Annotated in this window: 20 protein-coding genes and 1 pseudogene; 7 read left to right on the top strand and 14 right to left on the bottom strand. The window is 59.4% G+C overall.

The genetic code is table 11. From position 1 onward, the window contains the following. Nucleotides 1–316, bottom strand: a pseudogene (locus tag LPA44_RS14705) (IS5/IS1182 family transposase); the annotation flags it as partial. A 13-nt stretch (nucleotides 317–329) separates the two neighbouring features. Further along, nucleotides 330–776: a ribbon-helix-helix protein, CopG family gene (locus tag LPA44_RS14700; protein ID WP_230890281.1), complete on the bottom strand. Its 447-nt coding sequence runs from the start codon at nucleotides 774–776 to the stop codon at nucleotides 330–332. Nucleotides 777–930: 154 nt separating this feature from the next. On the opposite strand from LPA44_RS14700, the gene LPA44_RS14695 reads away from it, so the two are divergent. After that, nucleotides 931–3,525 (top strand): PD-(D/E)XK nuclease family protein, encoded by a 2,595-nt coding sequence (locus LPA44_RS14695; RefSeq protein ID WP_230890280.1) that lies wholly within the window; start codon nucleotides 931–933, stop codon nucleotides 3,523–3,525. After that, the gene (locus LPA44_RS14690; RefSeq protein ID WP_230890279.1) at nucleotides 3,522–6,383 is read left to right on the top strand and encodes a UvrD-helicase domain-containing protein; all 2,862 of its coding nucleotides are present in this window, start codon (nucleotides 3,522–3,524) and stop codon (nucleotides 6,381–6,383) included. The genes LPA44_RS14695 and LPA44_RS14690 overlap by 4 nt, the downstream gene beginning before the upstream one ends. A 29-nt stretch (nucleotides 6,384–6,412) precedes the next feature. On the opposite strand, the gene LPA44_RS14685 is transcribed toward LPA44_RS14690, so the two are convergent. Further along, nucleotides 6,413–6,691 carry a hypothetical protein gene (locus tag LPA44_RS14685; RefSeq protein WP_230890278.1) on the bottom strand — a complete coding sequence of 93 codons (279 nt, stop codon included), beginning with the start codon at nucleotides 6,689–6,691 and terminating at the stop codon, nucleotides 6,413–6,415. A 103-nt stretch (nucleotides 6,692–6,794) separates the two neighbouring features. Next, entirely contained in the window at nucleotides 6,795–7,250 is a 456-nt protein-coding gene (gene lrp / locus LPA44_RS14680; protein WP_230890277.1) for an HTH-type transcriptional regulator Lrp, read from the bottom strand. A gap of 316 nt (nucleotides 7,251–7,566) precedes the next feature. On the opposite strand from lrp, the gene LPA44_RS14675 reads away from it, so the two are divergent. Continuing rightward, complete coding sequence (locus LPA44_RS14675; RefSeq protein ID WP_230890276.1) at nucleotides 7,567–8,919, top strand: IS4 family transposase; 1,353 nt, start codon at nucleotides 7,567–7,569, stop codon at nucleotides 8,917–8,919. 200 nt (nucleotides 8,920–9,119) lie between these two features. Here the strand turns inward: LPA44_RS14675 and LPA44_RS14670 are convergent, their stop codons facing one another. The 3 genes from LPA44_RS14670 to LPA44_RS14660 are packed head-to-tail and all read right to left on the bottom strand — an operon-like array spanning nucleotide 9,120 to nucleotide 11,347. After that, entirely contained in the window at nucleotides 9,120–10,337 is a 1,218-nt protein-coding gene (locus tag LPA44_RS14670) for an RNA-guided endonuclease InsQ/TnpB family protein (RefSeq protein ID WP_230890275.1), read from the bottom strand. A gap of 25 nt (nucleotides 10,338–10,362) precedes the next feature. Continuing rightward, entirely contained in the window at nucleotides 10,363–10,725 is a 363-nt protein-coding gene (locus LPA44_RS14665; RefSeq protein WP_230890274.1) for a hypothetical protein, read from the bottom strand. Further along, a complete protein-coding gene (locus LPA44_RS14660; RefSeq protein ID WP_230890273.1) occupies nucleotides 10,718–11,347 on the bottom strand; it encodes a DUF7437 domain-containing protein in 630 nt (209 codons plus the stop codon). The genes LPA44_RS14665 and LPA44_RS14660 overlap by 8 nt, the downstream gene beginning before the upstream one ends. Before the next feature lie 178 nt (nucleotides 11,348–11,525). On the opposite strand from LPA44_RS14660, the gene LPA44_RS14655 reads away from it, so the two are divergent. Beyond that, complete coding sequence (locus tag LPA44_RS14655; protein WP_230890272.1) at nucleotides 11,526–11,927, top strand: hypothetical protein; 402 nt, start codon at nucleotides 11,526–11,528, stop codon at nucleotides 11,925–11,927. Nucleotides 11,928–11,985: 58 nt separating this feature from the next. Here the strand turns inward: LPA44_RS14655 and LPA44_RS14650 are convergent, their stop codons facing one another. The 7 genes from LPA44_RS14650 to LPA44_RS14620 all read right to left on the bottom strand — a co-directional run bounded on the left by LPA44_RS14650 (nucleotide 11,986) and on the right by LPA44_RS14620 (nucleotide 18,906). Further along, complete coding sequence (locus LPA44_RS14650; protein WP_230890271.1) at nucleotides 11,986–13,314, bottom strand: hemolysin family protein; 1,329 nt, start codon at nucleotides 13,312–13,314, stop codon at nucleotides 11,986–11,988. An 85-nt stretch (nucleotides 13,315–13,399) separates the two neighbouring features. Continuing rightward, nucleotides 13,400–14,185 (bottom strand): phosphate ABC transporter ATP-binding protein, encoded by a 786-nt coding sequence (locus tag LPA44_RS14645; protein ID WP_230890270.1) that lies wholly within the window; start codon nucleotides 14,183–14,185, stop codon nucleotides 13,400–13,402. Further along, nucleotides 14,182–15,042: a PstA family ABC transporter permease gene (locus LPA44_RS14640; RefSeq protein WP_230890269.1), complete on the bottom strand. Its 861-nt coding sequence runs from the start codon at nucleotides 15,040–15,042 to the stop codon at nucleotides 14,182–14,184. The genes LPA44_RS14645 and LPA44_RS14640 overlap by 4 nt, the downstream gene beginning before the upstream one ends. After that, nucleotides 15,043–15,957 (bottom strand): phosphate ABC transporter permease subunit PstC, encoded by a 915-nt coding sequence (gene pstC, locus LPA44_RS14635; RefSeq protein WP_230890268.1) that lies wholly within the window; start codon nucleotides 15,955–15,957, stop codon nucleotides 15,043–15,045. It abuts the gene before it with no gap. A 9-nt stretch (nucleotides 15,958–15,966) separates the two neighbouring features. Next, nucleotides 15,967–16,944: a PstS family phosphate ABC transporter substrate-binding protein gene (locus LPA44_RS14630; RefSeq protein ID WP_230890267.1), complete on the bottom strand. Its 978-nt coding sequence runs from the start codon at nucleotides 16,942–16,944 to the stop codon at nucleotides 15,967–15,969. Between the two features lie 343 nt (nucleotides 16,945–17,287). After that, entirely contained in the window at nucleotides 17,288–17,983 is a 696-nt protein-coding gene (locus LPA44_RS14625; protein ID WP_230890266.1) for a hypothetical protein, read from the bottom strand. A 134-nt stretch (nucleotides 17,984–18,117) separates the two neighbouring features. Beyond that, the gene (locus LPA44_RS14620; protein WP_230890265.1) at nucleotides 18,118–18,906 is read right to left on the bottom strand and encodes a DNA methyltransferase; all 789 of its coding nucleotides are present in this window, start codon (nucleotides 18,904–18,906) and stop codon (nucleotides 18,118–18,120) included. Between the two features lie 363 nt (nucleotides 18,907–19,269). Here LPA44_RS14620 and LPA44_RS14615 point away from each other — a divergent pair, with 363 nt between their 5' ends. Genes LPA44_RS14615 through LPA44_RS14605 form a run of 3 tightly spaced genes read left to right on the top strand, consistent with a single transcriptional unit; the run spans nucleotide 19,270 to nucleotide 20,584 of the window. Then, a complete protein-coding gene (locus tag LPA44_RS14615) occupies nucleotides 19,270–19,458 on the top strand; it encodes a CbtB domain-containing protein (RefSeq protein ID WP_230890264.1) in 189 nt (62 codons plus the stop codon). A 2-nt stretch (nucleotides 19,459–19,460) separates the two neighbouring features. Then, nucleotides 19,461–20,231 (top strand): CbtA family protein, encoded by a 771-nt coding sequence (locus tag LPA44_RS14610; RefSeq protein WP_230890263.1) that lies wholly within the window; start codon nucleotides 19,461–19,463, stop codon nucleotides 20,229–20,231. Continuing rightward, nucleotides 20,231–20,584 (top strand): (2Fe-2S) ferredoxin domain-containing protein, encoded by a 354-nt coding sequence (locus LPA44_RS14605; protein ID WP_230890262.1) that lies wholly within the window; start codon nucleotides 20,231–20,233, stop codon nucleotides 20,582–20,584. The genes LPA44_RS14610 and LPA44_RS14605 overlap by 1 nt, the downstream gene beginning before the upstream one ends. Nucleotides 20,585–20,681: the final 97 nt, after the last annotated feature.

The raw sequence follows: 20,681 nt of genomic DNA, 5'->3' as shown, positions 1-20,681 counted from the left end.
GGTCGGTGATAAAACGATCTACCGCGTCTCTCGACGGCGGTCGATCGAAGCCACAGCTCAGCCAAACGACCGTGTTCCGAAGCTCTCGTTCAACGGGACGAATGCCGTAGATGTCCTTGTAGTAGCAATGGAGGAAGCCACGCATCAGCTCTGGTGGTTCGTGTTCTCGTGTTCGCCCCGTCTGCGCCGGGGCGAACACGTCGAACTCTTCGAGAAACTCGAAGGATAGGTGTTCAAACAACGCTAGCGTCTCCGTCTCCGCGACATTGAAGAAGGACTCTACCGAAGGATCATCTTGCAGGGTCGCTGAACTCATCCCACCTCAGCGTTCACCCTGCTCTTTGGTGTGTTACTCGTTCTATGACACCCTCGTCACCCTCAACCTGGCGGACGGTCAAGAACCCACACAGCGACAGCCACTCGAGAACTTCCCCCAGCGAGTCGAAACGGTCAGCGTACTCTTGCGCGTGATACTCCGCAATCTGGTCGATGCGGTCGGCGAAGTCAGAGTTCGTTCGATCCTCCGGATCAACGTAATCGAGGAACGCGTGCAGAAAATCGACGTCGAGCAGGACGTGCTCGCCGGTCGAGAGCATCTGGTAGTACGTCTGCAGGTCGCCACTATCGGTCGCCGTCGCCGACTCGAAGTTCGCCGCGTAAAACGAGATTGCGCGTCGAATCAACTCACTCCGGCTCTCCCCACTCTCCTCCCGGAGCTCCGCCAACGCAGCCTCCGACTCCTCGTCCAACGACACCGTCACGCGATTCCCAGCCATACCCTCTCTTCTCGGTGGCGCACCCCTATAGTTGGGGATTTCGTCGCATCAGCGAACCCAAATGACCGCTCGAATCCGGCGGGACGACGAACGGTCCAGCGATGGCTTCGGAGTCTGCGTCAAGTTTATGCTGTCGTCATCGCAGAGTTAGGGCGTGACAATACAGCGGGCGAAACCTCTGGAAATCCTCTACGACGAGGTCGAAGCGTACGACCTCGTCGTCGTTCCTGACGCGCCGCTCGCGGACGGTCTGAACCGGCACCTGGACAGGCCACATCTCGGCGACTTCGCGACGATTCCACGCCGACTGGCTGCTGGGGGACGTGAGGAACACGAGGAACGGACCGTCTTCCTCGAACTCCTCTCGGAGACCGACCTCTCCTGGAAGCAAGCCGCCTACCTCGGCGAGGAAATCATCCACTGCTGGGAGTACACCGGCCGCCCGGACGCCATCCTCGACTACGACCAGTTCGATACGCCTGCCGTCCGGCGGGCCGTCGAGCACGTCGAGCACCTCGAAACCACGTCGCGAGCGCTCACCGACTACACCATCGACGACGACCTCGAGGTCGCTGTCGTCGGTTACCCGCAGCTCTCCGAGCTCGAACGGTCGATCCTCCCCGCGGAGTTCGACACTGTCGGCCGGTTCGCCGACGATTCCTTCGAGTATCCGCCGTTCCACCTGTTCGATACCTCCGCTGACATCATCGCGACGCTTCTCGACACCATCACCGCGGAGAACGCCGACGACGTCGGGGTTGTGCTCGATGCCGGTAGCGAGTTCTCGACACTCCTCGAATCCGCGCTCGACGCTGCAGAGATTCCCTTCTATGGCGGCCCGGGTTTTCTCGACCAGCCCGACCACCGGACGTTTCTTCGACTCCTTCGAACCGCATTCCGGGGCGGTGACGTCCGTGTCGGTGACGTGAAGCCAGTCCTCCAACGCCTCGACTTCGACGTCGGCACGACTCACGACGAGAAACGCCTCCACCAGCTCGACGTCGCCGACCTCGACGAGTTCGTCGAGTGGTGCACGACGATTCGCGACGGTGAGTGGACGTTCAAGAGGGCGCTCACGGAATTCGGTGCCCTGCTCGATGACGGCGAGTTCAGTGCGTTCCACGAGGAGTTGGTGACGTTGGGGCTCGCCTCACAGTCAGTTACTGAGGCGCGTGTCGACGACTTGGAGTTCTACTTGCAGTCCTACGACGTGCCACTCGATCGCGAACACGAGGGCGTGCTGCTGGCTGATGCGAAGTCCGCGACGACCGTCGACCGCCCGCTCGTGTTCTACCTCGGGCTCGACGATGATTGGACCCAAACCCCGCCACAGCGTCCGTGGGTCGACCGTCAAGCGGAGTTCGAGCGCCACCTCCAGCGGTTCCAAGCGCTCCTGCAGAACGGCGAAGCCCAGTACTATCTCGCTCGGGACACGGTTGGCGGCCAGCCAGTCACCCCCTGTCTGTACTTCGAGGAACTGCTTGAGGAGTCGTTCACGCAGTTCAGTGACCTCGACGCCGCACGCTACACAGCACCTCAGACTAGCACCGACGCGGGGTTCGACGCCAGTCCGCTATCTGTCGGGCCCGAGCAGCCGGCGACTATCAGTCAGTCCAGCCTGAGTACGTACGTGAATTCGCCGCGGGACTACTTCTTCGACCGCCTCGTCGACTCACCCGACCGAGATTTCTTCCGGAAGGGGAACCTGTTCCACGACTTCGCCGAATTCTACGTGCATCACCCTGACGTCGTCGCAGACGAGGACCTCGACACGTTCGTCGACGTGATGCTCGAGGAGATGTCGCCGTTCGTCCGTGACGTCGACCGAGCGGTCCACCGAACGCATTACGAGGCCGGGATTCAGAACGTCATCACGTACCTCAACGAGCACGCGCCCGCCGCCAGCGACCTCGTGCTGGATGGCCAAGACGTGGACGAGAACACGTTCGCAGCGTATTTCGACCGGCCAGTCGGGGCGACAGTGACCGAACAGTGGTTCGAGAGTGTAGACCTCGGCGTGAAGGGGAAAATCGACCTCGTGGCGTCACCCGGCCGGCTCGTCGACTACAAGAGCGGAGCGAAGAAATCCGCGCGCCAGGTCGTCAAAAACTCCGCTATCGAGGACCTCTCGGACACACCGGACTTCCAGGCGCTGCTGTATCTCGCGTACCAGCGAACCCAACAGCCCGGCGAACAACTGGAGTTCGTCTTCGTGCACTTCCTCGAGAACCTCGACGACATCGTCCGCGGTGAGGGCGATCTCGCGGACACACTCACGAGCGTGACGTACTATCCGACGCCGTACGTCGAGTTCGTCCGACAGCAATCAACGTTCGAACGCCTCCGCGACGACGGCGCAAACGACTGCCAGAAGACCTTCTCGAAAGCCGAGTACGCCGACTACGCCGCCGTCTTCGACGACGCCGACTTCCCCGCAACGCGAGACCGGGACGAACTCATCGAGTCACCGTTCGGAGACGCGCTCGTCGACCGGATGGTCGAGGCCGTCGGGGACTACAAGTACGTCAGAAACGGCTGCAAGCAGGCGCTACGGGAGTTGATGCGCATTCGTAACGGGAACTACTTCGAGGACGACCTCGACGCATTCGAAGCATTCGTCGACGAACGACTCACGGAACTCCACGAGCGGCGCGCCGGCGACGAACGCTTTCCTGTCACAGACTTGCTCGAGGAGCCGAACTACCGCCGCGTCGACCACCGCGATCTCCTCCTGGAGGATTCACGATGACTGACACCGGCGACCCGACGCCGAACGAGAAGCAGCGGGAGCTCATCACCAACATCGATGGAACGTATCTCGTCGACGCGGGCGCTGGCACCGGAAAGACGTTCGCCGTGACGCGGCGGTACGCGAACATCCTCGATTCGACGACAGCGTCGCCGGAGGACATCCTCTTGTTGACGTTCACGAACAACGCTGCGACGGAGATGAAAGACCGTATCGTCCGGCACTGCGACTACGGCATGACGGAACTCGCGGACGCCCCCATTCAGACGTTCCACAGCCTCTGTCACGACCTCCTCCAAGAGCACGGCTTCGACGCACCCACGCGACTGGGGATCGACGACCGCATTCCGAGCACCACTCGAATCATCGAGGACGACATCGTCGAGGAGGCGCTGTTCGGCGAGTTCTTCGAGCAGTTCAGCGACGACCACCCCGAATACGCGGAGTTCCTGCGCGTGGTCTCGAACCCGGCGGAATTGCTGGACCTCATCACCGAACTCGCAGCGAAGGGTGTGTTCCCTACGCGCGACGGCTGGTACCGGGATGGCGAATCCCACCTCGACGGTGACTTCGAGGCGTTCAAAAGTCAGTTCGACGATCTCAACGAACCCCGGAACGGCGGGAGCAAACAGTCGCGGCTCCGGTCGAAGCTCTACCAGTATGGCAAGGACAAGTGCTATCTTCCGGACGCCCCGCCGAAATACGAGCTTCGCGGCGATGGGAAGCAAGTTCCCGACGCGGTCGCCAGACTCGTCTTCGAGGACGACCGCGAGGCACTGAAGGCGTTCGTCCACGATCTCTACTTCGAGTATCTGGAGTTCGCGCTCGCTCGGAACTATCTGAACTTCAGCTTCCTCCAGCTGTTCGCGTTCGTCCTGCTGTGCGAGGACCACCAGTTACGCGACCGCCTCGGGTTCGAGTACGTGATGATCGACGAATTCCAGGACTCAAGCGAGATTCAGTTCAAACTCACGCTCTTGCTGGCGGACACCGAGAACCTCTGTGTGGTCGGCGACTGGAAACAGAGCATCTACAGCTTCCAGTACGCTGCTGTGGAGAACATCCTCGAGTTCCGCGAGCGACTCACGCAGTTCACCGAGGACCTGAACACGGACCACCCACGAGTTCAGTACGACACCACTGACGTCACCACCATCGAGCTTGAGCAGAACTACCGCTCGACGGAGTCGATTCTCCGGTTCTCCGAGGAGGCACTGGTCACACCCGCCGCGAAGTACGACTCCGTCGACGAGGAGTCGGTTCGCGAGGACATCGTGGAACTGGATTCGACGGCCGACCACGATAACACGATTATCGAAGCCCATCAGTCCGACGACGAGCACGACGCACTCGTCGCGAAAGTCCAAGAAATCGTCGGGAACTCGGCGTACCAAGTGAAAGACGACGACGGTGGGCTGCGCGACCCCGAGTATCGTGATATCACGGTATTGACGCGGACACGAGACTTCGGCCGCGAACTGCAGACTGCTGCTGACGAGCACGGCCTCCCGATGGCCTACGAGGGCGGCATCGAGTTATTCCGAACCGACCAGGCAAAGCTATTGCTCGCGTGGCTTCGCATCCTCGAATCTGACGCCGACCGCGGCTGGGCACCAGTCCTCGAGCGCGCCGGCTACACACTCGACGAAATCAAGCACATCCTCGAGACGGACGCCTATCCCGACCAGATGGTTGCCTTCCGTGACGGCCTCGCGGAGACGGAGTCGCTGGGGGGTGTGATGCGTCAGGTCTTCGACCGCTACGGCTTCACTGGCGCTCGCGCCGACGTCCTCCTCCAGACCGTCGAATCGATTCGGGAGGCGTCGACGCTGACCCGTGGCGACCTCATTCGATTCATCACCCGTGGCATCGAGCACGGCAGCACCCACGAAGTCAGTACGAGCACCGGTGAAAACTCCGTGACCGTCCAGACAATTCACGCGACGAAGGGGCTCGAACACCCCATTGTCGTCCTCGCAAACATGAACTCGGGGCGGTTCCCACCGGGTGGTAGTTCGAGTCCGGCAATCATGTTCGACGACGCCGTCGGCCTCCGTCAACGCAAGGAATTCAGCGATGCGCATGGCTCGCCGTACATCTACGACAGCTGGAAGACGGACGTCGTCCGACGGTGTCTCGGGCGAAACTACGACGAGGAGCGTCGCCTCCTCTACGTCGCCATCACGCGCGCAGAAAACCACGTCGTCTTCACCGCCGGTAGCGACCCGAACACCTTCCTCGAAGCACTCCCCGTCGAGATTACACCCGGCCCGACGGCTATCGGCGACATCGAACACGACCGGAGTGACAGGCAGACGCTCTCAGTCGCTGTTCCCGGGCAGCACGGGCCAGCCCGATACTCGCCGCACTCACTGATGGACGACTCCGTCTACGAAGACGCCGACGGCGGAGAGGGGACCGAATACGGCACCCAGGTCCACGACTTCGCCGAAGACTACGTCGACGATCTCGCCGTTCAACCTAGCAATCACGACGAGGAAGCCATTCAGTCACTCGTCGACGGGCTCGCAGGCGAGCTCCGAGCCGAAGAGAAAGCGCGGCTGCCGTTGGATACTGACGCGGGCCGCGTGACGCTGTTCGGTGTCATCGACCTCCTTCAGATTACCCCCGAGGCGGTCACCATCATCGACTACAAGACCGACCGCGGCCGTCACGCCGAACGCGAGTACCGCAAGCAACTCAGCGTCTACTACCACATCATCACCGACCTGTATCCGGACCGCGACGTCCGAGCCACACTCTTCTACACGAACGAAGCAGAGACAGTCGACGTCGAGCCGTTCTCGAAAACGGACCTCCGGGAAATCGTCGCCGAGGTCATCACAGTCGATGCGTAGGAATCTGAGTAGTGTCCTACAGCGGTCAGTTAATCTGAGGAATCCCGCTCCGCTTCGTCGGCGGACTCGTCTCTCACTGCGAGGATATCCTCCGCGACATCTGTTACGTGCTGGCGGTGGGCTGCCGAGGCGTCGATACTTTGCGCGGCGTCGAGCTGGTCATCAACAACTGCGTTCTGTTGGGGCCCCCACTTCTCGGGCGGCTCAGATTTGATGTATTCAACCCAGTGTTTGACCGCCTCGATGCGCTGCTCTCGGTTGCGCTCGTGTTTCGCATCGAGGTCGTCAGGCACGTTTGAGTCGCTCATATAGGGCTTCAACATCGAGTCGCGTTACCCACTCTTCGAGCCGCCGCTCACTAAACCCTTCCTTGGAGATCTTATACGGTGCTCTCGGCCTCCTCGAGATCTCCTATTCGACGTCGAGCTCGAACTGTTCGTGTTCCGCGGCCGCGTTCAACACGATGCTCGTTGAGGATTCTTCGATGTCGGCGTCCGCGAGTAATTCCTTGATGTGGTGGTTCATGTCGTCGGTGTCGTGGAATTTCCCGATGGCGATGATGTCGTAGTCGCCGGTGACTTCGTAGACGGACGTCATCTGCTTGTGCGCTCGAAGGCGGTCTGCGAGGTCTGGAAGTGACCCGCCTGCGGCCTTCAGTTGCAGAATGCCCGTAACGTCGTATCCCAGCTTCCCGTAGTCGATAATCGGTGTGTAGCCCTGAATAACGCCGTCTTCTTCGAGGTCGTTGAGATGGTTCGAGATTGTCGTGACCGAGACGTCCAGTTCTTCTGCGAGGCTCCGGAAGCTCGCGCGGCCATCCTCGAGAAGCGCGTTAATCAACTCGGTGTCCAGTGTCTCGTACGTCATATATTAGGGTGTATACTTGTCCAATATAATCTTGTCTATCACACTGAGGGTGCTATATTATCTTATTTCGAGCCAATTATTCCACATATAGACAGGTACTGTAGAGAGTAGCCTACTGTAGTGTCAATTTGAGGATGGGATATTGAGGGTGAGTGATTCGTGGACATGGGTACGAAGATGGCGAACGTGCCGGCAACGTTCGTTCCATGGCTAATTGTCTGTCCCATCTTCGAACACCATGCGTTCTAGTTTAGCGGAGAATCCAGTCGCTGTCTGCTGATTAGATATCGTCGCAACTACCCGGTTGAGGAACCCGGTGGGAAGTGTGACTTACTCGCCACCGGATTCGGTAGTTGTTGACCGGATTCAAAGAGCGTTTCCCTCCGATGAGTTGCGCGAGCGCGCTCGCGCAACGAATCTCGTCCAACGAGAGCGGAAGTTCGACATCGTTGCGCTGTTTTACACACTCTCGTTCGGCTTCGCTGCTGGCTCAGACCGCTCTTTGCAAGCGTTTCTCGAACGCTACGTCGAGATGGCTGACTGCGACGAACTCTCTTACGCGGCGTTCCACGACTGGTTCGAACCGGGCTTCGTTGCACTCCTTCGAGAGATTCTCGATGACGCTATCGAGAATCTCGATACCGGACGGGCCGACTTGAACGGACGTCTCGAACGCTTTCGAGACGTCCTCATCGCGGACGCAACTATCGTTTCGCTGTACCAAGACGCCGCTGAGATCTACACAGCAACTGGCGACGATCAAGCCGAGCTGAAACTTCACCTCACAGAATCTCTTTCGACCGGCCTCCCAACACGATTCCGCACAACCGACGGGACGACTCATGAACGGAGTCAGCTACCCACCGGCGAGTGGGTAGCTGACGCCCTCATCCTCCTTGATTTGGGCTTTTACGATTTCTGGCTGTTTGACCGCATCGACAAGAATGACGGCTGGTTCGTCTCTCGTGTCAAAGACGACGCGAACTTCGAGATCGTCGAAGAACTGCGGACGTGGCGGGGTAACTCCATCCCACTGGAAGGAGAGTCGCTGCAGGCCGTCCTCGACGACCTGCAGCGACAGGAAATCGACGTACGAATCACACTCTCGTTCGAACGCAAGCAAGGGTCGGGCGCCAGCGCGACCCGAACGTTCCGATTGGTTGGCATGCGCAACGAGGAGAGCGACGAGTACCATCTCTACCTGACGAACCTCGGCAAAGACGACTACAGCGCGCCCGATATCGCGCAGCTCTATCGGGCGCGCTGGGAGGTTGAACTGCTGTTCAAGGAGTTGAAATCGCGGTTCGGCTTGGACGAGATCAAGACGACCGACGCCTACATCATCGAGGCACTAATCATTACGGCGGCGGTTTCGTTGCTGATGAGTCGTGTGATCGTGGATGAGTTACGGTCAATTGAGGCAAGACAGCGCGAGGACGAAGCCGCCGCAGACGCCGACGAGTCGGCGTCGCGGCTCCCTCGGCGTCGCTGTTCGCTAGCCGTCGAACGGCATGCTCATCTGATCCAGCTGTATCTCATGGTTGAGTTGGGCTACGAACTGCCGGATTTGGACGAGCTGTTGCTGTGGGCGTCACGAAATCCAAATCCACACAGAGATCGGTTACGCGAGCAGGTTGAACGAGGTGAGTTCGGCTTTGACCGCCACTAAACTAGAACGGATGCTTCGAACACCACGCTCAGAATTCGGTGAATGCCTTTGCGGACGTGGTGCTGGAAGGTTGGGCCACTGACGTCCATCTTCGCGGCAATTTCTTATCCGGTGTGTTCTCGCGGGACCTCGAAGAAGCCGGTCAACGGCCCCGCGACGGTGGCGCGGGGCTTGTCAGTGAACTCGGCCTCTACCCCCAATTAGGGGGACGGGACGAATCCCCGGTTCGGCGTCACTACTCCTGACTTCAGGGCGAGTTGACCCTCGCCCGTCCGCCGCGACGACTGTAGGCCACGACGGACGTACCGCCATCCAACGTTTTTCGCTCCAACATAGTCCGCATTTGCCGTTGCATCACACGACTCGCACTCAAACTCCGCCTGCCTGACGCGATTCCCTTTACTTGTGTGGCCACACTCCGGACACCGTCGACTCGTGTTCTCCGGATCGACGTACTCAACACTGATACCTTCCGCGTCAGCCTTGTACTCGATGAGGTCAACGAGTTGGCGGTGCGCCCACTGGTGGAACTCCTTGACCGGGGGCGCACGCTCTCGGATGTGTCGGAGGTTCTCGACGGCGATGTACTCGCAGTCGTGAATGAGTGCTTCCTCGATGATGTCGTTGGCCACACGATGCAGGACATCACGGATGTAGCGTGATTCTCGGCCGCTCATCTGCTGGATCGTGCGGTGCGCAGACTGCGTGCCGGTCTGTTGGAGATTGCCGCGAATCCGCTCGAACTCCCGATGCCGGTGCCTGAGTTCCCGACCGGACGCGAAGTACGCTGTCGAGGTGGTGGCGATGTTGACGATCCCAAGGTCAACGCCAAGAACTGTCCTGTCCTCGTCGTCGCCCTGTCGTTCGACCTGTTTCTCAGGCTTCTGTTTGCGAAAGCCGAGATGCAAGTAGTAGTCGCCATCACGCCGAGAAAGCGTGGATTCGGTGACCTCCCAGTCCTCGTCTTCGAGGTACTGGTACTGGTAGCCGTCTTCCTCATCCGGCAACGCGAGGTCACACCGAATCCGGTCATCGACCGTTGCGAGTGAGACTGTCTCGTCGTCGAACAGCGTCATCGTCCGCGTGTCGTATTTCACCGTCTCAGCGGTGAAATTCGGACGCGAGGTCTTGTACTCCTCGTCTAATTCCTCGAGTTCGTCGACCCCTTCGAGTGCGGCTGCGGCTTGGTGGGTGGCCAGAATTGCGTGTTGACTCCCGAGACGCGTCTTCTCCAACACCGTGTCGTAGGCGAGGTCTTGGAGGTAGGTTTTCCGCGTTTCACCCGTCCGCCAGCCGATTTGGCTGCTGATGTTGCAGGCGTCCTGCCACTCGCTGATGGTGGTGTCGAGCAGTTGCTTCTGTTCGTCGGAGAGGATGGGGCGGGTGATTGCGGTACGTCTCAAGTAGTCGTCCGCCACGATCTTCAATAGACGAGTAGGATACTTAGTAGTTAGTGATTTGTGGCAGCGAGTGTCGGCTTCCTCCCCGCCCACGGTGGGGCGGGGAATCCGCCTCGCTACCTAGTTTGAAGAACCCAGCCTGCAGCGCCTCGAATTGTTTCTCGGTCACGATATCTTCCAGATCGTATCGAAGGTCGCCCATCGACCCGGTGCCACGGACCGACTCGCGGCGAGTCATGGACACCGTTCCGAGTGTCTCCTCGCACGCTTCGATGAACGCCCGGTTATCCGCGGAGGGTGGAACCGTCACAGTGACAGTTCCGCTGTCAGTGCCACCGATGGTTCGGAGGAAGCTCGTATCTAGGAGAAGCGCTGTTGGGAACGGCGACGGATGGGCCTCACTCATCGGCGGGCTGGTACGGACCCTGCTCGATTGCTCGCTCGTGAGCGTCCACATCGAACGTAACGTCCTTGAGCGTCGGGTCGAAGTCCTTCACGACGACAAGCACTCGTTCAATTGCTTGCGTGACCGCAATAGCTTCGACAGCGGGAATGTCGAGATCATCGGCAACACCGCGGCGGGTCGTCTCACCCTGCAGATAGGTGATTGTGCCCATCACCGCCGGTGCTAGCGCTGCCTTCCCGTGACGGTCAACGTAGAGTTCGAGATCGTCGTCAACGCTTGTTGCCCCGTAGACGGCGATGATGGCGGGGCCGAATTCAAGGGTGATCTCATCGGTCCAGTCGCCACTCACAGGTTCGGCTCGCCAGAGTGCTGAGCCGTCCTGGTGTTCGTCCAGCTCCTCCGCGACGCCCAATTCCTCCAGCATGTTGGCGTACTTGTAGGCGGTACTTTTGGAGAAGTCCTGGCGTTCACGGGCTGCCGTGATTGTCGTTGGGGAGTTGATCAGGATGTCCGTGTAGAACCGCGCGAGTTCTGGGGTGCCCAGTAGCTCCTGGATGACGAAGAACCGATGGGCTGTATGTCCTGCATCCGGTGGCTGAACGGAGGCTGGGGCGTTCGACATATTCCATAGTACGCGAACTATGCACTAAGTGTTTTGGGTCTCTTAGACAGAACTATGACCTGCTCAGGGCCCCAGAGGTAAGGACGCGCAACTCCAGTTACTATCTCCGGAGTCGCCCGTGCAGTATTTCGGCAAGACGGCCACAACCACTTACTTTCGTTATGATTGTTTGGTGGGCATGGAGGAGTTAGCCAAACGGACGGAGGCTGTCCTGAGGGAAGAGGTGGGTGAAGAGGCGATGATCGGAGTAAGTTATTACGACCGAGAAGGCGTCGGCCACGTTTTCCGTTCAGACTGGGCTGAACAGAAATACGAACCAGAGCAAGTCGACGAGATTGTCGAAGAATTACGGTTCGAGGCGTTAGGCCACGTCCTCCACGAAGAGCATCAGGAGGAGGAGCTACGGGCGACAGTGCGCGTGTATCAGGAAATGCTGGACGTTGCTGTGCCAACGAACGAGACGCATGGCGTCGCGTTCGCCCTTGATGCCAACGAGGACTTCAACATCCGAGAAGTGATCGACACCGTCGAAGACGCTCTTTCGGAGACAGAACCGACGACAACCCAATCCAACGATTAATATCCTCCCTCCCCCTTTGGCCGGGAAACCTCCTGCTGGCCGGGATTTGTCTGGCTACCTAGTTCGTCTCGTCGCTGCCGGATTCGAAGATTCGAAGCGACGAAATCCGTGATCCGTCGACGCCCGTCACCTCAAACCCGTACTTGTCGACTTCGACTCGGTCACCGACCTCTGGGGCACGGTCCAGTTGGTTGAGGACCAATCCGGCAGCCGTTTCGACTGCCGGATGTTCAAACTCTGCATCGAGCACGTCGTTAAGAGCGGCTAAGGAGACGCCTCCATCGACGTCGTAGCTGCCGTCCTCACGCCGACGAATCGACGGTTCGCGTTCACTGACGTCGAATTCATCACGTAGGTCGCCGACGACGGCTTCGACGACATCCTCGACGGTTGCAATCCCCTCAAAGGCGCCCCACTCGTCGATAACAGCGGCCATTTGCCGGTGTTCGGAGCGGAATTGCACTAACAGATCGTTGATGGTCGTGGTTTCGGGAACGATGAGGATGTCACGAGCGAGGTCGCTGGCCGTCGTTGTCCCTTCGCCCTCGCGCTCGCTTGCCTGCAGGAGGTCCTTGACGTCGACGAATCCGATTACTTGGGTGCGGTCGTCGGCCTCGACGACGGGGTAGCGCGTGTGACCCGCTTCGAAGACGGTGTCGCGGAGTTCCGACAGTGTGGCGTCGGCGGCCACGCTTACGACGTCCGGTTGGGGAATCATGACCTCGCGGACGGTGGTGTCGTCGAGTTCGAACACGCGCTCGATCATGGCGACTTCCGCGACGTCGATGTCGCCTTCCTCACCGGACTGTGCGAGGACGCGCCGGATTTCGCGTTCGCCGAGCGTTTCGTCGGACTCGGACGCTGGCGGAACGCCGAGGAATGCCGTGAACGCGTTGGCTGCGCCGTTGAACACGACGATGCCGGGGTAGAAGAGGTAGTAGAAGACCTTCATCGGCGGAGCGAGATACAGCGAAATCCGCTCAGTTTGGGCGATTGCGAACGTCTTCGGCGCGAGTTCACCGAAGACGACGTGCAGGAACGTGATGACGGTAAACCCAATCGCGACGGCCACCAGATGGATGAACGTTTCCGGGAGGAACGACCCCAAGACAGGTTCGATGAGGCCGGCTACCGCGGGTTCACCGGCCCACCCCAGGCCCAGTGAGGCGAGCGTAATCCCAAGTTGGGTGACCGCGAGGTAGTTGTCTAAGTCCACCATTACGTCCTGGAGGGCGCCGGCACCAGCACGGCCCTCCTCGACGAGTTGCTCGACGGAGGTCGCACGAACCCGAACGAAGGCGAACTCCGCAGCGACGAAGAATCCGTTCAACACCACGAGGAACAGTGCAACGCCGAGTTTCGCGGCGGATAAGCCTAAGTCAGCCATCAGAACCGCCCGTATCGAGAGCGAGTCAATCGATGAAGAGCCATATCAGTCCTTCCGCCGGGCACTCACAAAAATGGTCGTATCGCTACTGTGTGTCGACGATGGTCTCGCCGGCGATGAACTGCTCGGTGCGCTCGTTGTCGGGGTCCTCGAAGAATTTCTCCATGCCGGCTTTCTCCACGAGTTCGCCGAGGTAGAGGAAGACCACGGTGTCGGCGATGCGCTGGGATTGCTCCATACTGTGAGTCACCATCACGATGCTGTACTCCGATTTGAGCGTTTCGAGGGTGTCCTCGACCTCCTTCGCCGAAATCGGGTCGAGCGCCGAGGTAACCTCGTCGCAGAGCAACACGTCCGGATCCACGGCGAGCGAGCGGGCCAAGCAAAGCCGCTGGATCTGCCCGGCTGAGAGTCCCGCACCGGGTGCGTCGAGACGGTCGTGAACCTCGTCCCAGAGGTTCGCTTTCCGGAGGCTCGTCTCCACGAGTTCGTCCAGTTCTGCTTTCGAGTAATCGTCGTGGAGTTTCGCCCCGTAGGCCACGTTGTCGTAGATCGACATCGGTAGCGGCGTCGGCTTCTGGGGGACGTACCCCACTTTCCGCCGAATTTCGGGGACGGGCCGGTCCGTGTTGTAGAGGGGCTCGCCCTCGACGTACACGTCGCCCGACACCTCAGCGTTCGGCTCGATGTCGTGGAGACGATTGAGCGATTTCAGGAGTGTGGTCTTCCCACAGCCCGACGGACCGATGATGGTCGTTAGTTCGTTCTCTGCGAACCCGACGGAGACGCCCTTCAGCGCCTCGACGGGCTGGTCGCCGGTGTACGTTACGCGCAGGTCGTCGGTTTCGATGGCGATGTCTTTCTCGGTCATTCGCGTTGGCCTCCAGGTGTGTACCGGGCGAACCGCCCAGCGAGCAGCTTCGACGCACCGATGAGCGCCAACACAGCCACGATGAGTACGAACGAGGCCGCGTAAGCGTGCGAGCGCACCTCCGCGTTGAAGGAGGTTGCCTGCTGGAAGATGAGGATCGGCAGCGTCGTCGCCGGTTCAAGCAGGCCACCGGGCATCGAGGTGCTCCCACCGGCGGTGAACAGAACCGTTGCGGCGTCGCCGATACCGCGGGCGAATCCCATGATGACGCCGGCGATGACGCCAGGCAGCGCCGCGCGCGCTGCGACGCGGATAGTTTCGAAGCGGGTCGAGCCGAGCCCGTAGGTGGTCTCTTTCAGCTCGGTCGGAACCGAGCGCAGCGCTTCGTCAGTGTAGCGGGTGATGATTGGGTACTGGAAGATCGTGATCGAGAGGATGCCCGCCAGCATACTCGCGCGGGTACCCGCCGCGATCATGATTGTCAACACGAACACGCCGTAGACGATGGGAGGCGTCCCCCAGAGGACGTTCAGGAAGAGGTTGGCGTACTCCGCGAACCGCTTGCTGGAGTAGTCCGACTGGAGGTATATCGCGGTCGAAATCGCGAGCACCGTCGAGATAACCGTGGCGGGCACGACGATGAGTAGGCTCCCCAGAACCGCGTGCAGGAAGCCACCCGTCCCGTCGAGCATGTACGTTGAGCCGGGCGGCGTAACGACGATCGAGGGGTCGGCGAGCAGTGCGCCGCCGCCGCGGACGAGTGTCACGCCGACAACCAGCGCCAGCACGGCGAGTACGATTGCCGTTGCGGCACGTACGAGACCGTCGACGATTCGTTGTTCGGTGTAACGATCCATTTAGTACTGCCACCTCCGTTCGAGACGCCGCCGCAACAGCATCGCAGCGAAGTTGAACAGCCAAACGACGACGAGCAACAGCAGGCCGACGAAGATGAGTGCTGACTGGGTCAGCGGCAGCGACATCAACTCGCCGAAGTCGTTGACGATGACTGTTGTAAGCGTCTGGCCGGGCGAGAAAACACTCTCCGGGAGGACAGTTTGACTCCCGATGAGCATCGCCGGGACGATGGTCGCCCCGAACACGCGGCCGAAGCCCAGCAGGAGCGCCGAGAGGATGCCTGGCCCCGCCGCTCGCAGGAGGACGTGTTTCGTCACTTCCCAATCTGTTGCGCCCAGTGAGAGCGTCGCCTCACGGAGTTCGCGGGGGAGCGCTTCAAGGGACTCGACGGTCAGCGAGACGATGAACGGCGTCACGACAATGCTCATCACCAGACTCGCGGTGAGAATCCCCTGTCCAGCGCTGTCAGCGCCGAACGCCGGCGCGAGATAGTTCCTGACGAACGGCACCACGACGATGAGACCGACTAACCCGAAGACGACACCCGGAATCGCCGCCAACGCATCGACGAACGAGGAGATAATCGACTTCCACGGGTCAGTAGCGTACTCGGCGAGGTAGATGGCGGTGAGAATCGCTATCGGCGCCCCGATAACCATCGAAATCCCCGAAACGGCGAGCGTCCCGACGATGGCGGGCATGAAGCCAAACTGGTTTCGTGCCGGATCCCACGTCGCGGACGTGAGCAACTCAACGAGGGAGTACTGCGAGAGGATGGGCAGGGACTGCCAGACGAGTGTCGCCCCGATGAGCACGAAGACGAGAACGGCGAAGTAGCCCGCAGCGCGGAACCAGACGCTGCTCGCCCCCTCGACGGCCAACCGTCGGCGCAGTTTGGTGCTCTCGTTGCTCATCTAGGGTTCTCAGGCCCCGTCTTCGAGTTTCTGTTGGGCCTCTTCGAGGCGGCTCTGGTCCAGCGGCACGTAGCCGTTGTCCCGCACCATCGACTGACCGTCGGTGAGGACCCACTCGACGAACTGCTTCGAGGTGTCGTCGAAGCCGTTCTTCGACGCGAGGAACATTTCGCGGGCGGGCGGCGCCGGATACGTGCCGTCCTCGACCGCGGAGAGGAACTCGTCGCGAGAGCCATAGAAGGACTCGTCCTCGTCCAGGGTGTTGTTGTCGTTCAGGTCGAGGGGAACCGGGCGGACGTTCCCCGAGAGCTTGCCCGTCTCGAAGTCCCAGACGTAGTTCATATTGTTGAACGCGATGGCCGTGGGCTCCTGGCCGACGGCTTGTGCGACCTGCTGGTCGCCGTCGAAGTTCCCGTCGCTCTGATCGGAGAGATCGCTTTGGGTGTAGTCCCCGAGGAAGGTTGCCCACTTCTTGTACGCCGCGGAGGCGTCCGACCGCCCGTACACCGTAATCTCGGCGTCGGACTCGGCATCGACGACTTCGCCCCACGTCGTGACTTCACGGGTGAAGATGGCTTCTAGGTCCGCCCGGGAGAGGCCCTGTTCCTGAATCGCGTCGAGAACAGGGTTCTCCGGGTTGACCGAGCCGACGACGGTGTCGCGGAGCATCGGGACCGCGAAGAGGCCTTGCTCGCGCTCTTCTTGGGTGGGTGCGCGCCCCATCATCGCGACGTCGACCTGGTCGTTCAGTACGTCGGAGACGCCGACGCCGGTGCCGCCGCCGGAGATGTCGATGGAGACTTCGTTGTTCTGTTGGTACTGCTCCGCCCACACCTGCACCATCGGCAGGGGGCCGACACCGCCGGAGATACGGATCGAGTTCTGGCTGTCACCGCCACCGAGGATGCTAGAACAGCCGGCGAGCGACGCAACGGAACCGACGCCGAGCATCCGCAACGCGTCTCGGCGAGTGGGTGTTTCGTTCACTACCCAACTTCAAAGCGTATAGACGCAAAACCAGAGCCATGTCGGCTAAATTTTCGGCTAGTCGCTGTTTCACCCCATGGCTTGCCGCTACATCAGGTGTAGGACCATGAACAACCCGGGGTGAGCGACGGCTCAGCGGTGAATCGTCTCGGAACCACCCATCCAAACCAGTGATTATTGCCGGTGATTGGAATCATTGAGAATCCAACGCGTAAAGCAGCGCCAGCACCACCAACAACTCCGAATCGGTCAAGCAAAAGAAACGCATCTTCCCGAGCACTCACAGCGAACAAGCCCAACAAGGGCTGCCACCCCAACATCTAGCGGTGCTGTATACGCGACCTCAGTACTCTATCTCGTCGGCGATCACTTCTGCTGGAACTTTATCTGGATAGAGCGCGTATTTCTTCGGCCGTTCACTCCCGTCGGCATTCCGACCCTGGGACCGTGGCCGAATCCAGCCATCCTCTTCGCCCTGTCTGAGTGCATCAATCGTCGGAACAAAATACGCAGAGATCCGATTGAGGGGGAATGCTTTCTTCCGTTCTCGTGACGGCGCATCGCGTTCTTCCCGCCGTTTTACGTAGTCTGATTTGCCGCCCTTGAGCTCCTGGTGCCAGTGATAGAACGATCTATCGTCGTCATCATATTCTGGATCGCCATGCGCAACGATAAACCCGATTCCGGCGTTCTCACGAATACAATCCTCAATAGCAGTCTTGTCATTGAGATACATATCCCGCCGTTCATTCCCACTCGGCGTCGTCGTCGAGTGCGCCTTCAGGTCCCAAACGAAGTTTCGTTGATAGTCAAATTCAGTCGACCCAAAGGTCGGACCGACCCCTCCACCCAATTCGTCTTTCAGAGAGTGGAACGCTTTATATTCGAAATACCACCCCTGCCACTCCATCTGCTTCCAATTGTAATCGGCTTCCTTCAGTTCTCTAACCGCCTTCCGGCCATCAATTCGCTGCTGAAGAACCCGCTGGAGAACATCCAATATCGAAGTTGCTTCTTGTTCAACATCGTTGGCCAGCATACCGATGCCTAAAATCCGGATGTAGATAACAGTGTCCAATGGTTACTTGACCGACAGAGTGCGAAGGGGTGAGGACCGACTGCAGTGGGATGACCTCGAAAAGCCACCGAAGCGCGTTGTGGTTTTGTGGAACGCTAGAAATCGCTTAGAGAGGCGTGGTCGCTGTTGCGGTCCGGAAACACGTCGTCTTCGAGTGCGTCGACTGTCGACTCGAAGACTTCTCTCGCGTTCTCGTTCAGATCACCGAGGACCGCCTCTCGACCGAGGCCAGCTGCCCCAATTCCAACACTTCCTGACCCGGCTAACGGGTCGAACACTTTGTCTCCCGGTTCGGTGAAGTGTTCGAGTAGAACGCCGACGACCTCTAGTGGTAATCGCGTTGGATACTTTGGCATCTCTTTCATGTAATTCCGCGGGATATCCATTACCGAGAGATTCGCTTCGCCTTCCTGGCAGTGATCGAACGAACACTCATTCGTATAATACCAGTCGTCGTCCTTCACCATCCAGAACAACTCGTAGACGTTGTGAGCGGGGCGCTTCTTGCAGTATGGCGCGAAGTTATACGCCCAGTACAGTTTCCCCTCTAGACGCCAAGTATCGTGGTCGAGAACCATCTGGTGGAGCAGGTGGCTATTATCCATCCCCGAGAACACGATTGCCTGGCCGCTTGAAGAAGTGTTCTGTGCGAGAACGTCCAGTAACTTGTTTATCTTCGTCGAATACTCATTGGTCTCCCACTCGACATATCCGTCAACCACGCGCGACACGTCACGATTGTAGTTGCTGGCTTTACCGTCGAATTCAAGGCCAAATGGCGGATCGGAGATCGCAATATCGGCGTCTACATCAGTCCACTCCTCCATATCCTGCAATTCATAGACGAGATCCCCGCGAGACTTCGCGGAGGAGACATTACTCATATTCCCCGATTATGAGATGAGGGGATAAATTTGTTGTCGAATCATCCGATGATCTAATATCTAAGTTACATTTAGGTGGTTAGGTATCGGCTTTCTCTCCGAGGGCTTCGAGGTCTTCGCAGAGGGTCCTCCAGCCAGCCAAAATACTCGAGTAGGAATTCGCTGTTAGTACCACATTCCCAGAACAGTATATTAATGCGACAATACCAGCGCTTAGTCGGTAGTTCCACACAGTTGAGGCGGAATCTCCCCCAGGCGCATGAATTTGGCTGACATCGCGAGCTTGCGCGCCTCACGAAATGTTGGTTTCCTCCATCCAGAAGTTTTACAATCTAGGTTGATATATTGCAAATGTAGTTTAGAATGGCGACTGCTAGCAACACCGTTCACAGCCGACTCGAACAGGCCCGCATGGAACTCACACCGACGCAAGCCGCCGTCGCACTTGCGCTCATCGCCGCACTCGGATTCACACTACTGTTCGTACAACAGCCGATGCTGCACGACTCGATGCACAACTTCCGGCATGCAGCGGGCGTCACCTGCCACTAAATATGCTCACGGACTACGTGAAGCAAGGCGTGATGGCCGGCATCATCGCTGGACTGATATTCGGCCTCCTTATGGCACTCGTCGCCAACCCGCTCGTCGCGTTCGCTGACGAATTCGGGCACAGCGGCGACCATGCTGTCGACGATCACCACGACACGACGGCTGGGGGCCACCACGACAGTGCGGTGTCGATGTCCGTAACAAACGGTGTGAGCATTCTTTCCGGCGTTTTCTGGGGGGTGCTCTTAGGCGGCGTTGTGTTCGGCGTTGTCTACTACTTGCTTGAACCAGCGATTCCGGGCGCCGGGAGCACGAAAAGCTACCTGCTGGCCGCCGCCGGGTTTCTTACCGTCTCCGGCGCTCCCTGGCTTGTCCTCCCTCCACAGCCACCAGGGGTCGAACAAACACTCCCCACAGCAACACGCCTCCTCCTCTATGGCGGGATGATGGCTGCCGGTGCCCTCGCTAGCCTCCTCGCAGGGGTTATCTATAATCGGCTCCACGTGGCGCACCGTCGAGTTACCGCCGCAGCCGTCGCCGTCCTTCCAATTTGCTTGCTTGCGATTCCCGCTATGCTCGCACCACGTAACGCAGTGGAAACCACACTCCCATCTGAGCTCGCCGTCGGCGTAACCGGCCTAATCATCTTCGGACAAGCCGGTCTCTGGCTGCTCCTCGCTAACATCCACGCCCAGCTCCAGCGCCGGGCCGACATGAGAGACAGCGCTCAACCCACCGCCACTCAGCTTGACGGAGCGAGTACGCCAGAGTAATGCAATCGCGAACGAAGGACGTCCACGAAAACGGATTCACCGACCAAGTCATCGTCTGTACTCAGGCACGAGATGCGGACTTTGCATGCTGTGCAGGCGCGTTTGGCGACGACGTGTACGAGGCAGTCCAGGCTTGGCTGCGGGAGCGAGACGTGTTCTGGTCACACGTCTACGTTAGCGAAACGAGCTGTCTTGGCCTCTGCAGCGCCGATGGCGCCGCACTCGCAATCCAACCACGTGATCGGTGGTACTCGGACGTACAGCCGAATGATGTTCCGGCACTGCTTACACGCGAGTTCGGGGCGGACGCAACCCAATTAGGACCGAACAACGAAGCGCACGACGCCCACTAGGAGGCCAGCTCCCGCCGCTGGTGAACAGGGCCCCAAATATATTCTTTGGAGATGGACCAAAAGTCGTTTTTCTCGGTAGCGACCTAGATTATGTTAC

This window comes from Halobacterium sp. KA-4 (genome assembly GCF_021028995.1).
GTDB lineage: Archaea > Halobacteriota > Halobacteria > Halobacteriales > Halobacteriaceae > Halobacterium.
Note: the sequence above shows the minus strand (reverse complement) of the source record. Positions and strands in the feature narration are given on the sequence as shown.